This is a genomic window from Paenibacillus sp. lzh-N1 (assembly GCF_002872435.1).
GTDB classification, from domain to species: Bacteria; Bacillota; Bacilli; order Paenibacillales; family Paenibacillaceae; genus Paenibacillus; species Paenibacillus polymyxa_C.
Window position 1 is genome coordinate 137204 of sequence record NZ_CP025696.1, and the last position, 14778, is coordinate 151981.

General features: G+C 46.1%; 13 protein-coding genes and 1 tRNA gene. 8 read left to right on the forward strand and 6 right to left on the reverse strand.

What is annotated here, in order from left to right; genetic code table 11:
* The first annotated feature begins 356 nt into the window (after positions 1-356).
* Entirely contained in the window at positions 357-884 is a 528-nt protein-coding gene (locus C0638_RS00650; protein WP_058712017.1) for a phosphatase PAP2 family protein, read from the forward strand.
* Between the two features lie 45 nt (positions 885-929).
* The gene (locus C0638_RS00655) at positions 930-2069 is read left to right on the forward strand and encodes an MGDG synthase family glycosyltransferase (RefSeq protein WP_199771162.1); all 1140 of its coding nucleotides are present in this window, start codon (positions 930-932) and stop codon (positions 2067-2069) included.
* Positions 2070-2115: 46 nt separating this feature from the next.
* On the opposite strand, the gene trmB is transcribed toward C0638_RS00655, so the two are convergent.
* Complete coding sequence (trmB, locus tag C0638_RS00660; protein WP_058712018.1) at positions 2116-2829, reverse strand: tRNA (guanosine(46)-N7)-methyltransferase TrmB; 714 nt, start codon at positions 2827-2829, stop codon at positions 2116-2118.
* 104 nt (positions 2830-2933) lie between these two features.
* Positions 2934-3131, reverse strand: a complete 198-nt coding sequence (locus C0638_RS00665) for a hypothetical protein (protein ID WP_058712019.1) — start codon at positions 3129-3131, stop codon at positions 2934-2936.
* A gap of 307 nt (positions 3132-3438) precedes the next feature.
* Between C0638_RS00665 and C0638_RS00670 the strand changes: the two genes are divergently transcribed.
* From C0638_RS00670 to C0638_RS00685, 4 genes are all read left to right on the forward strand, one after another.
* Positions 3439-4392 carry a tRNA modification radical SAM protein MnmL/YtqA gene (locus tag C0638_RS00670; protein WP_058712020.1) on the forward strand — a complete coding sequence of 318 codons (954 nt, stop codon included), beginning with the start codon at positions 3439-3441 and terminating at the stop codon, positions 4390-4392.
* Positions 4393-4974: a tRNA 5-(aminomethyl)-2-thiouridylate-methyltransferase MnmM gene (locus C0638_RS00675; protein WP_013370064.1), complete on the forward strand. Its 582-nt coding sequence runs from the start codon at positions 4393-4395 to the stop codon at positions 4972-4974.
* 180 nt (positions 4975-5154) lie between these two features.
* Entirely contained in the window at positions 5155-6129 is a 975-nt protein-coding gene (locus tag C0638_RS00680) for a type I phosphomannose isomerase catalytic subunit (protein WP_013370063.1), read from the forward strand.
* Between the two features lie 25 nt (positions 6130-6154).
* Positions 6155-7159, forward strand: coding sequence for an alpha/beta fold hydrolase (locus C0638_RS00685; protein WP_013370062.1), 1005 nt, complete (start codon positions 6155-6157; stop codon positions 7157-7159).
* 101 nt (positions 7160-7260) lie between these two features.
* Here the strand turns inward: C0638_RS00685 and C0638_RS00690 are convergent, their stop codons facing one another.
* The 3 genes from C0638_RS00690 to C0638_RS00700 form a co-directional block, all read right to left on the reverse strand.
* Positions 7261-7791 (reverse strand): YfiT family bacillithiol transferase, encoded by a 531-nt coding sequence (locus tag C0638_RS00690; protein ID WP_058712021.1) that lies wholly within the window; start codon positions 7789-7791, stop codon positions 7261-7263.
* A 141-nt stretch (positions 7792-7932) separates the two neighbouring features.
* The gene (gene odhB, locus C0638_RS00695; protein ID WP_013370060.1) at positions 7933-9228 is read right to left on the reverse strand and encodes a 2-oxoglutarate dehydrogenase complex dihydrolipoyllysine-residue succinyltransferase; all 1296 of its coding nucleotides are present in this window, start codon (positions 9226-9228) and stop codon (positions 7933-7935) included.
* 5 nt (positions 9229-9233) lie between these two features.
* Positions 9234-12131, reverse strand: coding sequence for a 2-oxoglutarate dehydrogenase E1 component (locus tag C0638_RS00700; RefSeq protein WP_013370059.1), 2898 nt, complete (start codon positions 12129-12131; stop codon positions 9234-9236).
* Between the two features lie 580 nt (positions 12132-12711).
* Between C0638_RS00700 and C0638_RS00705 the strand changes: the two genes are divergently transcribed.
* Entirely contained in the window at positions 12712-13983 is a 1272-nt protein-coding gene (locus C0638_RS00705; protein WP_014599564.1) for an MFS transporter, read from the forward strand.
* A gap of 242 nt (positions 13984-14225) precedes the next feature.
* Here the strand turns inward: C0638_RS00705 and C0638_RS00710 are convergent.
* Positions 14226-14299, reverse strand: a tRNA-Pro gene (locus tag C0638_RS00710).
* Positions 14300-14427: 128 nt separating this feature from the next.
* Here C0638_RS00710 and C0638_RS00715 point away from each other — a divergent pair.
* Positions 14428-14649, forward strand: a complete 222-nt coding sequence (locus tag C0638_RS00715) for a hypothetical protein (protein WP_233902263.1) — start codon at positions 14428-14430, stop codon at positions 14647-14649.
* The last annotated feature ends 129 nt before the right edge of the window (positions 14650-14778 follow it).

The following is a 14778-nucleotide window of genomic DNA, read 5'->3' on the forward strand; positions in this document are numbered from 1 at the left end:
AATTCCCGTTTGAACCGAGAATGCGGCGCTGGACCTCTCATTCATGACGCTTAGGTCTTATTTTCATCCATTTGCTAACTTTTTATTTCTTTGGTCCCTCCTTTTTGTGGGCCAATTAGCAACCACTTCTAATCACTCTATCTTATTAGACGGATGAACGCAAAGAAAGTTATACAAAACGGCTTATATTCCATTAACATTTTTGTGTAGAATTGAACCAGGTAAGTGGTGATTCTTGAAATGAACAGCGTTTAAAAATATGATGAGAGCAAGAGAATAATTACTTAGATCTAATTCTGTCAAATGGATTCAAAATATTTGCCGACAGACCTGAACCGGCAACCGGAGGAAACCAAATGCAACGTCTAGTCGTAAAACTTGTAAATCTGGAGCAGCGATTGTTCAAATGGATCAACGGGCGCTTACACAACCGTTTTTTGAACTTTTGGCTGTATTATCTCACACATTTAGGCGGGGCTACCTTTACAATAGCCTCTACGCTTCTGATTTGGTGGCTCGCTCCGTATCCATGGAAAGATTCCGGCATGAAGGGAGCTATCGCTCTTGCGATCAGTCACATTCCCGTGGCTATCGTCAAAAAGCTGTATCCGCGGATACGCCCGTACTTGGCGCTACCAGGTACGAATACATTCCGCAATCCCTTGTCGGATCATTCTTTTCCCTCAGGGCATACAACCGCTATTTTTTCGGCTACCGTTCCTTTTATGCTGCAGTCACCCATGCTAGCACTGTTGCTGTTGCCTGTAGCGATAATTGTAGGTTTTTCTCGAATTTACCTGGGGCTTCACTATCCCACGGATGTACTTGCAGGAGCAGTCATCGGAACGTCTGCAGCAATAGGAACGGTTGCATTCTGGCCTTAAAGCCGATATGGTATGATTGAGAACATCCCAGCAGGAACAGGTGAAATGAGAGTGGCTAAAAAACGAGTGTTATTATTATCGGAAGGTTTCGGTGCCGGACATACTCAAGCTGCCTACGCGCTCTCAAGCAGCTTGCGGAAGCTTTCTCCGGATGTGCAGACAAGAGTGCTGGAGCTGGGGAGCTTTTTGAATCCGAGAATGGCCCCGCTTATTATTACAGCATACAAAAAGACTGTTGTATCGCAGCCTCGCCTAGTCGGATTGGTTTACCGTCATCAATACAAAAAATCATTAAACCGTCTTACAACGCTCGCTTTGCACCGTCTGTTCTACACACAGACCCGGAATATTCTTCGGCAGCTTCGTCCCGATTTGGTGGTATGTACTCACCCCATCCCAAGCGCAGTCATTTCACGTTTGAAGCGCTTAGGCTTACATGTCCCGCTGTGTACCGTCATAACAGACTACGATGCACATGGAACATGGATTAGTCCTGAGGTTGACCGGTACTTTGTATCTACGCCTGAAGTCATGCGTAAGCTGCGCGCGCGCGGAGTACCTGTATCAAAAATCCAAGTGACCGGCATTCCGGTTCATCCTAATTTTTGGGAACATCCAGGGCACGATGAAATTAGAGAACAATTTGGACTTAAACCCATCCCGACAGTACTTGTTATGGGCGGCGGCTGGGGCCTGATGAACGACGAAGTCATACATCGTTCGCTTACCGATTGGAGAGAAAAGATTCAATTTATTTTTTGTTTGGGGCATAATGATAAAATTCGTCGTAAAATGGAGCTGGATCCTCGGTTTAATCATCCAAATATTCATATTTTCGGATTTACACGGGAAATCGACAAATTAATGGAAGTGTCGAATCTGCTCATTACCAAACCCGGTGGAATGACATGCACCGAGGGGCTGGCGAAAGGGATTCCGATGCTGTTTCACAAGCCTCTCCCTGGACAGGAAGAGGAAAATTGTCAGTACTTTACGGCTCAAGGCTTCGGAGAACCGATTACTTCGCTGGATGTTGTCGTTAAATGGATGAACCGACTGCTATACGATTTTCCAGAAATCGTTCGCAAGCGACAGGAGCACATCCATAATGTAGCGCGATATTATCCTCTTCAGAGCGCACAGAGTATTTTGGATATACTGGAACCAGACAGGGTGCTTTCCTAAAAGGAAGCACCCTGTCTTGTTTACTTTATTTATTTTGCCCGCTTTTTTACTTTCCATATTTTTCGAGTCGTATTTTTTCGTACTCTTCCAAAGCGTCTTTGCCAATCAGCACCTCGACACGATGAATATTCATACCTTTACCCATGAACTTTTGTTCATACTCTGTCATGACATGCTCCTCATTGATTCCATCACGATGAAGGTTTAACGAAATATTCGTCATTTGTAGACCACTATCAGCGAATGAATTCAGAGAAAACTCAAACAATGTCTCCGAGTCCGTCTTAAAATGAATTTGTCCTTTGCTGTTCAGAAGCTGACGATACTTGTCCAAAAAACGCGGATGCGTCAAACGACGGCGTGCATGCTTGGCTTTAGGCCAAGGATCGCTAAAATTCAGATAAATGCGCTCTACTTCTCCTGGTTCGAAAACATTTTCGATCTGTTCGATGTTTGCCAGTGCCAATTTGATGTTGGGCGGTGTTACAACTTCTGATTCACTCCAGGCCAGACGGGACTTTTCTGTAGCACGGCGAACCAGCTCGTCATACATATCAAAGCCGATATAGTTAACCTCTGGATTACGGTAGCTCATTTGGCTTATAAATTGCCCTTTACCCATACCAAATTCCACATGAATGGGACGATCATTACCAAATAAGTGCTGCCATTTCCCCTTATACTGTGATGGTTCCAAAATGACCAGATCTTGCTGTTCTTCCAGACTTTCACGTATTCCTTTTCTTCCGCGTAAACGCATGTTACTCCTCCATATACTCTGTTATCAAGGAAAAAGGAATTTCACCCCCGCTTGAAGATACGGAAATGAAATTCCTTTTTCAATATATTTGGATTGGGGTCCAACTAATTTAATTGTTCATAGTCTACCCTATCAGCAGGTGAAAAATCAATTGTCTTTTGGCAAGCGGCTCTGATTTTTTGACGTGCGGCCGTTCCAATCTGACGATCCTGCCCAAAACGGACACCAGTCAATGCTAACGCCTCATCAAAGGTTAACTCAACAGTAACTTTATCCATACGCGTCTTATCCTGCGTATTCATAAAAGATCACCTCACGGGTTATTTGTGATGGAACCGACGTGCACTTCCCCTAAAGCAGGCGATAGAAACAGCATAGCTGCCTCCCCGAAGAATAGTCATTAGCAACTGATAACTTTTTATCTTCAGGATCAAAAACAGTCCTTTTATCATATGTCTGGTACCGCTTACAATATAACATATTGTGTAACCTTTTTCAATCCGCAAAGCTATAAAATCAGCACTTTTTAATGACTTTCTCGGTCAAGTGATTCCCATTTAAGATTGAATTTTGTTACAATAGGGTGATCGTAAAAAAAGGAGTCCTCCCATGAAAACAGATTTGTTGCCTGCTCCTCTCCTGTGGGGAGATAAACGGTTCCATACATGGAATTACGAAATGCGCGAGCAATTTCAAAATAAAGTGTTTAAAGTCATGCTGGATGCGGGTTTTACTTGCCCAAATCGCGATGGTTCCATTGCCAAAGGTGGCTGTACCTTTTGTAGTGCACGCGGATCAGGCGATTTTGCCGGACGTCGTCGCGATGATTTGGTCACCCAGTTCAATACGATTCGGGATCGCCAGCATTTAAAATGGCCCAACGCTAAATATATTGGCTATTTTCAAGCCTACACCAATACGTATGCCCCGGTTGAGGAACTGCGAGAATATTTCGAGGTTATTTTGGAGCAGCCCGGTGTTGTCGGTCTGTCCATCGCTACACGTCCCGATTGCCTGCCTGATGATGTAGTCGATTATCTAGCCGAGCTGAACGAACGCACGTATCTGTGGGTCGAAATGGGTCTGCAAACCGTTCATGAATCGACCTCTGAGCTGATTAATCGTGCTCATGATACGCAGTGCTATCTGGATGCAGTGGAAAAACTGCGCAAGCGGAATATCCGTGTGTGCGCCCACATCATTTATGGCCTACCGCAAGAGACGCATGAAATGATGCTCGATACAGGACGTGCAGTAGCCGCTATGGATGTGCAGGGCATCAAAATCCATCTGCTGCATCTCATGCGCAAAACGCCAATGGTCAAGCAGTACGAAGCAGGACTGTTACGCTTTCTGGAAAAGGACGAGTACATTAAGCTTATTGTAGATACGCTGGAGTTTCTACCCCCTGAAATGATCGTTCATCGGTTGACCGGAGATGCACCACGCGATTTACTGTTGGGCCCCATGTGGTCGCTTAAAAAATGGGAAGTGCTCAACAGCATTGATAATGAACTGAAATCACGTGAAACGTGGCAGGGAAAATACTGGAGGAAGTCTTAAATGGGATTCCTGTCTGTTCTGAGCTATGCTCATCAATTGGTAGCTGCGCGGGTGCAGCCAGGTGATACTGCTGTAGACGCCACCGTCGGCACAGGAGCAGATACGTTGTTTCTCGCTAAAGCTGCTGGCAAACGGGGCCGCGTCTATGGCTTCGATATCCAGCAGGCAGCTTTGGATTACGCTCGTCGTCGACTGGAAGAAGACACCTCCCCTTCATTAGCGGAAGTATCACTATTGCTGCAAGGCCATGAGCACATGCGGGAGGTCGTCCCAGACCTGCTGCATGGTAAAGTGGCTGCGGTCATGTTTAACCTTGGCTACTTACCGTCCGAAGGCGCCGATCCTACGGTCATCACGCATACAGACAGCACGCTCGTCGCACTTGAAGCTGCCTTGCAATTGCTGCGACCGCGTGGTATTTTGACTGCCGTATTATATCCAGGGCATGCTGGAGGCAGGGAAGAAGCGGAAGCTGTTCTTCATTGGGCTTCTACCCTCCCAGTCTCCAGCGGTCAAAGCATTATTTACCGTCAACTACAACGAGACGCTTCACCTTACGTAGTGGCGGTTGAAAAGAAATAATGTCGAGTTGTTAAACTCGCATATTCTCGCATATTTAGGTAATGAGCGGTTTTTTAGCCGCCTTACATATATTTTATAGCGCCATATGGGTCTATTCTTCCGGTTTATTGCCCAGCGGCACGTTTTAATTGCCTGATTCTGTTAGATCGTACTCATTACTCATTATGGAGGAGAGAAATCATGCTAAAGCCATACCCGCTGCAATTCCAACCTGAGTTCAAAGAGAGAGTTTGGGGAGGACGGGCCTTAGAACAATTTGGTCTAACCCCACCAGAAGGACATATTGGTGAAGGATGGATGATTGCCGATCATCCGAACGGAACAACAACGGTCATCAATGGCGAGCTGGCTGGAAAAGGGCTGGATGAAATCCGCCAGACTTACGGACAGGATTGGCTTGGGGCAAAGGGCGTATCGAAAAAAGGCGGACGTTTTCCACTTTTGATCAAGCTGCTGGATTGCAATGATGATTTATCTGTTCAGGTGCATCCGACGGATGATTACGCCGGACTTCCAGCTGGAGAATTAGGAAAAACCGAAATGTGGTATGTGCTTGATGCCAAGCCTGATGCCAAAATCATTTATGGTCTGACCGAAGGTGTAACTCGTGAAAGTCTGCGTACAGCTCTTGAAAGCGGAGATATCATGGGCAGTTTGCGCCAAGTTCCAGTTGAAGCTGGCGATACATTCTTCATCCCCGCTGGAACCGTGCATGCACTGTGTGCGGGTGTAGTGGTTGCTGAAATTCAGCAAAATTCGGATACAACCTATCGTTTATATGACTATAATCGCCCCGGTCTGGACGGCAAACCTCGTGAGTTGCACATCGAGGACTCCCTTAATGTAACTTCCTACGAAGGTGCAGGCGCAACAACGATGAAAACGGACGGCCTGCAGCCTGGAGAATGGCTCCAACTGGCATCCTGTGAGTATTTTGTTGTGGAAAAGGGTATCGTAGATGGAAGTTGGGCACTTTCTACAACGGAAGACAGCTTCACTATTCTTGTAATTTGCGAAGGCAGTGGGACCATAACATGGGACAATAATACGGAGTCTCTTTCCTGTAAAGCTGGAGATTGCTTCCTGCTCCCTGCTAATTTGGGCGGTTACACGCTAAATGACGGAATGACCGTACTTAGATCTTATCTTCCTTAAAGCTTAAAGGATGTGATGTCTAATCATGCGGGAATACACCTTCACCATCGCTGAAGATGACGGAACAGAGCTATTTGCTTATCGATGGCTGCCCGAGCCGAACATTCCCATCAAGGGAATCGTTCAAGTTTCGCATGGCATGTGTGAGACGTCATACCGCTACATTCGGCTGGCCGAAAAGCTTACCGCTTCTGGTTACGGCGTGTATGCCAACGATCATATCGGCCACGGGCGCACAGCTGGTGATCCTGATAAGCTCGGTATGCCGGGAGCCAATGCATTCAACCGAATGGCAAAAGGCATGCTGGAGCTAGGCGAAATTGCGGCCAAGGAATTCCCTGATCAGTCTCGTTTTTTACTGGGTCACAGCATGGGCTCCTTTTTAACCCAGAAAATTATGTATGATGATCAACAGGCGTATCACGGGTTTATTTTATCGGGAACCAACGGACGACGTAGTCTGCTGAAACTCGGAGAACAGGTTGCTCTGCTGCAAGCCAAACTGCAAGGAATGGATCATCGTAGCATGCTGCTCAACGCTATGGTCTTTGGCGGCTTTAACCGTGCTTTTCGTCCTGTGCGCACAGCGTTCGACTGGCTGTCCCGTGATCCTGAGGAAGTAGATCAGTTCGTGCACGACCCACTATGTGGAGCTATTTGCACGACAGGCTTTTTCCTCGATTTTTTCAGGCTTTTGCAAGAAATTCACTGGCCCTCCTCGTTGAAAAACATTAATCCCAAACTGCCCGTTTATATTTTTGCCGGGGATCGTGATCCGGTGGGCTTGTTCGGAAAAGGTGTGTTGTCGCTAGTGGATATGTATCGAAGCCTGGAGCTTCAAGACTTGGAGTATCGCCTTTATCCTGACGGTCGCCATGAGATGTTGCATGAAACAAATCGCGACGAGGTAATGAGTGACATCGTGGACTGGCTCGACCGTCATATTAACACAGGGGCAACCTCTGTTTCCGTTGGGTCTGGAGCCTCCGAAGCATCCGCTTTATCAGCTTCGCCCAAGTCATCTTCCTAGTGAGAAATTAGCAAAAGAAGCCTTTAAAGCATGATAAAAGTGGCTTTAAAGGCTTCTTTTGTATTCCTTTATTTTTCATCAGGGCATCATTTTGGAGTTAATTACCATGCATTTCGTTCTTTCAGCGAAGTAATATGAGCTGTGTGATGCTTGCCATGCCAGGCATAGATGCCAATGTTTCGTTCCAGACGGATCGTCTGGCCCGATTCAGGATGAATAAATGTTCGGTGTAGCTGATCTTCCCCCAATGAACGCAACATGGTCACCCACCGTTCATGAAGTCCTTCCAGCAATTGCAACGAAGGTTCCAGTGGAAGCTCTCTAGCGTCTGGTATTTCAGCCCAACGCCCCTCATCATAGGGTTTGATTGTCGGTGTATCTTCTGTCAGCGCTAGCTTAAAACGGATATAGCTGTTCATATGGCTGTCTGCCAAATGATGAACAACCTGCCGAATCGTCCATCCTCCTTCACGATAAGGCGTATTTAACTGCTGCTCATTCAGTCCTTCGACCGCCTGACGCAATTGTCCAGGCAATTCAGCAATGTCGTCGATCCATGTGGTCAACTGTTCTTCTGTAATGGGTTCTGGAACCACGAACGGTCCAATCGGGTAGCGCAAGTCTTTGTCCAAAACAGTTCCCGCCCTTCTCTGTATCTGAATGTCTGCAATTGTCTATAGCCTTATGTTATAACTATGCAGGAAAAAAAGCAGACCCGCAAGAGTCTGCTTTTGTCATGCACGTACAAGGGAGATGCACTCGAATGATATATTTTATCCTTCCAGCAACAATGATTCGGGATCTTCCAGCAATTCTTTGACCGTTACCAGGAAACGGACCGCCTCGCTACCATCAATAATACGGTGGTCATAGGACAACGCGATATACATCATCGGACGATTTTCCATACGTTCCTCGTCGATGGCAATCGGGCGAAGTTGGATTTTATGCATTCCCAAAATACCCACTTGCGGCGTATTCAGAATTGGCGTAGACAGCAGGGAACCGAAAATACCTCCATTGGTTATGGTAAAGGTTCCTCCTTGCAAGTCTCCCAGAGAAAGTGAATTGGAACGAGCTTTGCTAGCCAAATCGGCAATGCTCTTCTCAATTTCAGCAAAACCAAGCCGATCAGCATCCCTAACAACAGGAACGACCAAACCTTCCTTGGCAGATACAGCAATCCCGATATCATAGTATTTTTTCAGTACGATATCATCGCCATTGATTTCTGCATTCACAGTAGGGAAGCGCTTGAGCGCGCCAACCACTGCCTTCGTAAAGAAGGACATAAAACCCAGCCCTACATCATGTTTCTCCTTAAACTTATCTTTACGGCGTTTGCGCACATCAAGAATAGCGGTCATATCCACTTCATTAAAAGTCGTAAGCATGGCGGCTGTTTGCTGTGCTTCAACAAGACGCTTGGCAATCGTCGCTCTCCGACGGGACATCCGCTGCCGTTCCACAGGCTTGCTGTACTCTGTTTGAGCTGGAGACGGTGACACAGACTTGCCAGCAGCGGGAGACGCAGGTACAGATGCTGTACGTGATACTTCAGCGCTGTTATGCGTTTTTACGTCCTCCTGAAACACACGTCCAAGCGGGTCCTTTCCTTGTACCTGCTCAAGGTCAATCCCGCGCTCACGCGCCAGCTTCCGGGCGGATGGTGATGCCGTCTGACCATTCCCGTCACTATTGGAGGGGATGGGCGGCGCAGACTTTTCTACTGCTTTACCGCCGCTTTCTACGGAAGTCTGTGAAGTTGCTACGGACGGCGCTTCAGGCGCTTGAGTCGCTGCGGCTTCTCCGGCACCAGTTGCTTCCGCACCACTGTCGTTTCCGATCAAGCCAACAGCTTCACCGATAACCACAGTATCCCCCTCTTGACGAAGGATTTTCTGGACTACACCTGCTTCTTCGGCGCTAATTTCCAGATTGACCTTATCCGTTTCCAGCTCCAGTAGAACATCTCCCTGTCCTACGGAATCTCCTTCCTTTACAAGCCATTTGGAGATTGTTCCTTCCGTGATGGATTCTCCCATTGCTGGCACTATAATATCACTCACAGCCGCTACCTCCCCAGTGTAATATTGTTTTTGGAATCCTGCTTCAACGCCGATTGAATAATTCGCTGTTGTTCTAGGCTGTGTACTTGCTGATAACCGCTCGCCGGGCTGGAACGGTCCGGTCTGCCTGCGTAGCGAATTTCCGCTCCCTGTGGCACAACCTCCCGCAGACGAGGCTCCATATAACTCCAGGCCCCCATATTTTTAGGTTCTTCCTGAGCCCATACGAACTCCTTAACACGTGGGAAGCGACTAAAAATATTCCGAATTTCCTCTGCCGGGAAAGGATATAGCTGCTCCACACGAATAATGTGCAAACGCTCCTCTGCTTCATTCCCGTTTTTATCCTTCTCCAACGCTTCCTCCAGATCAATGGCAATCTTGCCACTGCACAGTACAATGCGCTCTACCCGATCCGGACGTGATCCCAGACCAGATTGCTCCAACACAGGACGGAATGTTCCCTCACTGAATTCAGAAGCAGGCGAAGCGACACGATTGTTGCGAATCAGGCTCTTCGGCGACATCATCACAAGCGGACGAGCTTCCTCACTTTCGCTTAATGCAGCCTGACGGCGCAGCAGATGGAAATACTGTGAGGCGCTGCTCAAATTGGCGACAGTCCAGTTATTTTGTGCAGACAACTGGAGGAAACGCTCCAGACGTGCACTCGTATGCTCAGGTCCTTGTCCTTCACTACCATGCGGTAACAGCATCACCAGACTGGACTTCTGTCTCCATTTGGCACGGCCAGCGGAAATGAATTGGTCGAAAATAACCTGCGCACAGTTGGCAAAATCACCGAATTGCGCTTCCCAAATGACCAACGTCTCAGGAGAAAACACGTTATAGCCATACTCGAAGCCGAGGACTGATGCCTCAGACAATGGACTGTTATGAATACTGAACGAAGCACGTGCTTCCGGCAATGTATGCAGCGGGCAATGGGTACGCCCGGTTTCAGGCTCATGCAGCACAAGGTTACGGTGAGCAAAAGTAGCTCGCTCTGCATCCTGACCTGTCATACGAATAGGCTTGCCGTCTGCTAGAATGGTAGCTAAAGCGAGTGTCTCCGCCAAGCTCCAATCTACCTTTTCACCCTCGTTCAGAGCGGTTTTTCTACGCTGTAAAATTCGTTCCAGCTTCGGATATACATGAAAAGCCTGTGGCCATTTGAGTAAATTTTCATTAATTTGACGCAGTTTTTTCATTTCAACCGCAGTACGGACCGGTGTGCTCTGATTCTTTTTCGCCTTCACAGCAGTAAATTCAGGCTCCTCCTCCGGTTGATTCTTCACATGCTCATGTGCTTCCTTCAGTCGGTTTTGGACCTTCTCAATGAGGCCAGCACTAAATGCTTCATCCACTATGCCCTGCTTCATCAGCTTTTGAGCATATAATTTGCTCACCGTTGGATGATTCTTTACCTTGCGATACACCAGCGGTTGAGTTGTTTCCGGATCATCGGATTCATTGTGACCATAACGACGGTAACCAATCAGATCAATCAGAAAATCCTTCTTGAAGCGATTACGGTACTCACCAGCCATACGAGCCGCTGCAATACAAGCCTCAGGATTATCCGCATTCACGTGTACAATTGGAATTTCGTAGCCCTTGGCCAGATCGCTGGCATAACGGGTCGAACGTGAATCAACACTCTCTGTCGTAAAGCCCAGACGATTGTTCACAATGATGTGCACTGTGCCACCATTACGGAAGCCGCGCAAATTGGTGAAATTGAGTGATTCGGCTACGATACCTTCACCCGGGAACGCCGCATCACCGTGCATAATAATGGTAGCTGCCTTGCTAACGTCCAGCTTCGGATAACCAGCCTCACTGCGATCTTCCTGTGCCGCACGCGAAAATCCCTGCACCACCGGATTCACATATTCCAGGTGACTTGGGTTGTTCGCCAATGTCAGACGGGCCTGGACGGCTTCCCCATCTTTTACAAAACGATCCGCACCCAGATGATATTTTACATCCCCAGTCCAGCCGTAGTTAATTCCAGTGGAACCTTCCGACGGAATCAGATCCTTATTCGGGGAATGATGAAATTCAGAGAAAATTTTGCTATAAGGCTTGCCCAGCACATGTGCCAATACATTCAGACGACCACGATGCGCCATCCCCATCAGGACATGACTTGCTCCTGCATTTGTGGTTAGACGAATAACCTCGTCGAGTACAGGGACAAGCACATCATTACCCTCAATGGAAAAACGCTTCTGCCCGACGAATGTTTTATGCAAGAACTCTTCGAACTGTTCTACTTCTACCAATCTGCCCAGCAACGACTTGCGTTCCTGTGTTGTAAGTGGCTTGGAGGACCAGCCGGATTCTGCATAGCTGTTCAGCCAGCGGCGTTCCTCCTCGTTATGAATATGACTAAATTCATAGGCAATCGGTCCTGTGTATGCTACACGTAGCCGTTGAATGGCTTCCCACCCGTTCAGTGTTCCCGCTGGAGCGTTATCCCATATTAAAGAGGCTGGAAAAGCCTTTAGGTCTTGTTCAGTTAAACCGTAAGATGCTGGATCAAGCAGACGTGTATCCTGCTCTGCATCCAGTCCCAGTGGATCGATTTGGGCGGCCAAATGTCCGTATTCACGGATATTCCACACCATTTTGCCCGCTGTAACCGCTTTCTGTAATGTGTTCGAATCAAGGTGCCCCAAAGCATTTACGGGGGGGCCTTGTAATTTGTTGTCTATCATGGAAGCAGCCGAATATTCGGATTGTGGCGGCTCGCCCCATTGATCAAACAGCTCGCGGTAAGCCGGATCAACCGTTCCGGGATCCGCTACATACTTTTCATACTGGTCCTGCACATAACCTAGATTAGGTCCGTAATACGTCTGCCAAGGTACCTGTCTGCTGCTCTCTTCCATTGTCATCTCGTTCCCTCCGTCAAATTTTGAAATTCATAGCTGGACGGAAATCATTTTCATTTTGTCGTTTTGTTAAATCTCTCTAATTTAAGCAATTCACATTATATGAAATCCATGATCAAAAGTCGAATTTCACAGTGCTTATTTCTCTTTCATTGTATAAAGTTTTCTAGCTATGAGCATTTCCTTTTTCTCAACATATCCATGCGTAAATGAGATGAATCGGGCTATTCTGTAATTCTGTAGTCTTTATCAATTAAAGATTAGGATGTGATATAAACGGATATCCTAATCACGAACTTAAATCTGTGACTGGTATATAAAAGTAATCGCTATAAATGGCGAGGATTTAGCTTAATTAAGATTGGAGATTGACACCCTTTTGTGATTCAGGAATCAAGCACATGGCAACTTAAATAACCAGCTGTCGGATATCAACCGATGGCTGGTTATTTAAGTTGCCGATACGATGCAAATTCAAACTTAAAGTGACATTAAAGTCACTTTTCTGTACAATTTTCCTACTTTTCACTATTATTTTACTTAGGCATCTAAAAACCGCTTTGAAAGCGAAAGGGATGGAACTGTGACTGGACTAAAACAAATACTCAGAAACAAGAATTATGTCAGATTTTTCCTGGCAACCTTCGCCTCACAAATGGGAGGAATTATCGGAGTTACTGCATTCATGTTTTATTTGTTGAAACGGTTTACAAATCAGCCTTACTATGCAACACTTGCCGAGTTAATGTATTCGCTCCCGATGCTGGTAGTATTTCTCGTGGTTGGAGTGCTGGCAGATCGGATGGACAGACAAAAAATTGCTGTTAATTGTGACTGGATTAGCGCCTTTTTATCCTTATGCTTGCTTGTTTTTATTTGGATCGATTCGATTCCTTTGGTATTTGCCCTCCTCTTCATCCGTAGTGCTGCCTCCAAGTTTTTCTTTCCAGCCGAAAGTGCCATTATACAGGGGATATTAAGCGAAGATGATTACACCATTGCCGCAGGCCTCAATCAAATGATGGGGAGTCTTTTCATGTTATTTGGAGGAACTCTGGGGGCCGTCGTTTACTGGCACTTTGGAATTACTGGAGCCATCCTCATTGATGCTATTTCTTTTATTGTGTCTGCACTGCTCATTCGTTCTTGCAAAATTCCCGAGGAAGTACGCCTTCCGAACGGTGCACATCAATTTAAACAATTAAAATTCAAACTTGTCATGATCGATTTTAAACAAGGGTTTCTTTACATATTACGCAACAGACTATTGCTTTGGTTGGTTTCAGGCTTTTTTATGTTCGGTATTTTAAATGGTGGTTTTAGCGTTTTACCGATGTTTATCCTTAAATATAAGCTAGCTCCAGGCAACTATGAGCAGTATATGGTTTGGACAGGTATCATTTTTGGAGCTGGTGTGTTGCTTGGTACACTAATCGCTTCGCTCATCTCCGCCAAGCTAAAGCTACACCAAATGATTGCAGCCGGAGTTCTGGTAGCTGGAATAGGCATGTGCATACTTGGTTTTGTTAACCACCTCTATGCTTTTATGATTATCAATTTTGTCATTGCACTGATCCTTCCGTTCATTAACATTGGTATAGGAGGATGGCTGCCTCGTATTGTAGATCCTCAAATGATGGGACGTGTGCAAGGTTTGATTAATCCGTTAATGATGCTGTCTCAGTCTCTTACATTAGGTTTCATTGCTGTAAGCTTTCCTTCATTTATTTCAATTGAGCTCTTGTTTTTATTAGTTGGGGTCTGTACCGTTATGGTAGGCATATACTACACTATTGTGCTTCCCCGTTATGCTGATTACAGCACTTCTTCTAAGGCCCTTCAGGAATCTTTATAGACAAATAAAAAAAGCGTACATCCGTTCCGCCAGCGATTGTTGATTTGCCACTTCTGCCTCCCAATCCCGTGCAGAAGTGGCTTCATCCTATCTCCCCTCAATGCTTCACAAGTACATACACTCGTTACATACGGCTAGCTCGTCAAAACCCAGTAGCGACAAAGAGCGATAGGATATATGTAATATACAAAAAAATGCCCGGCAGGCGCATTATCTGCACCAGCAGGACATTTGGATTATAATCGGAGTAGCGGGATTCGAACCCACGACCTCACCCACCCCAAGGGTGCGCGCTACCTAGCTGCGCTATACCCCGATAAACCAGTGTATGTCAATCGTTGCTGTTATTTACCATTATAATATGGTCACAAAAACCTGTAAAGGCATAATTTAGTCAGAATAACAAAAAATATAAAACAAAATCTGAGATCACAGGAGCTATCCATGCAGAGCAAAAAAATAATTATCGGAGCAGTAGTATTACTTTTTTTAGTACAGCTAAGCATTCCTATGTGCTTCACCTTTGCACAGAATGACCTTGTCATAGATCAAAAAACGAAAGAGAGACTAGCAGAGCAATATGGCTTGGAAGAACCCCAGCCACCTACATCTGAGCAGCAGCAAAAAATATTATTGGGAAGTGATTGGGGTTTTAGTTCTCCTTAAATCCGCTCATATTTATTAGTCAACAACTGATACATTCGCTAAAATAGTCATACGCAAACTTTAAATATATTCCTCCCTGTATAAGATGGATGCATTAATTTATATTCCATTTCAAAATTCCCTTTTTGC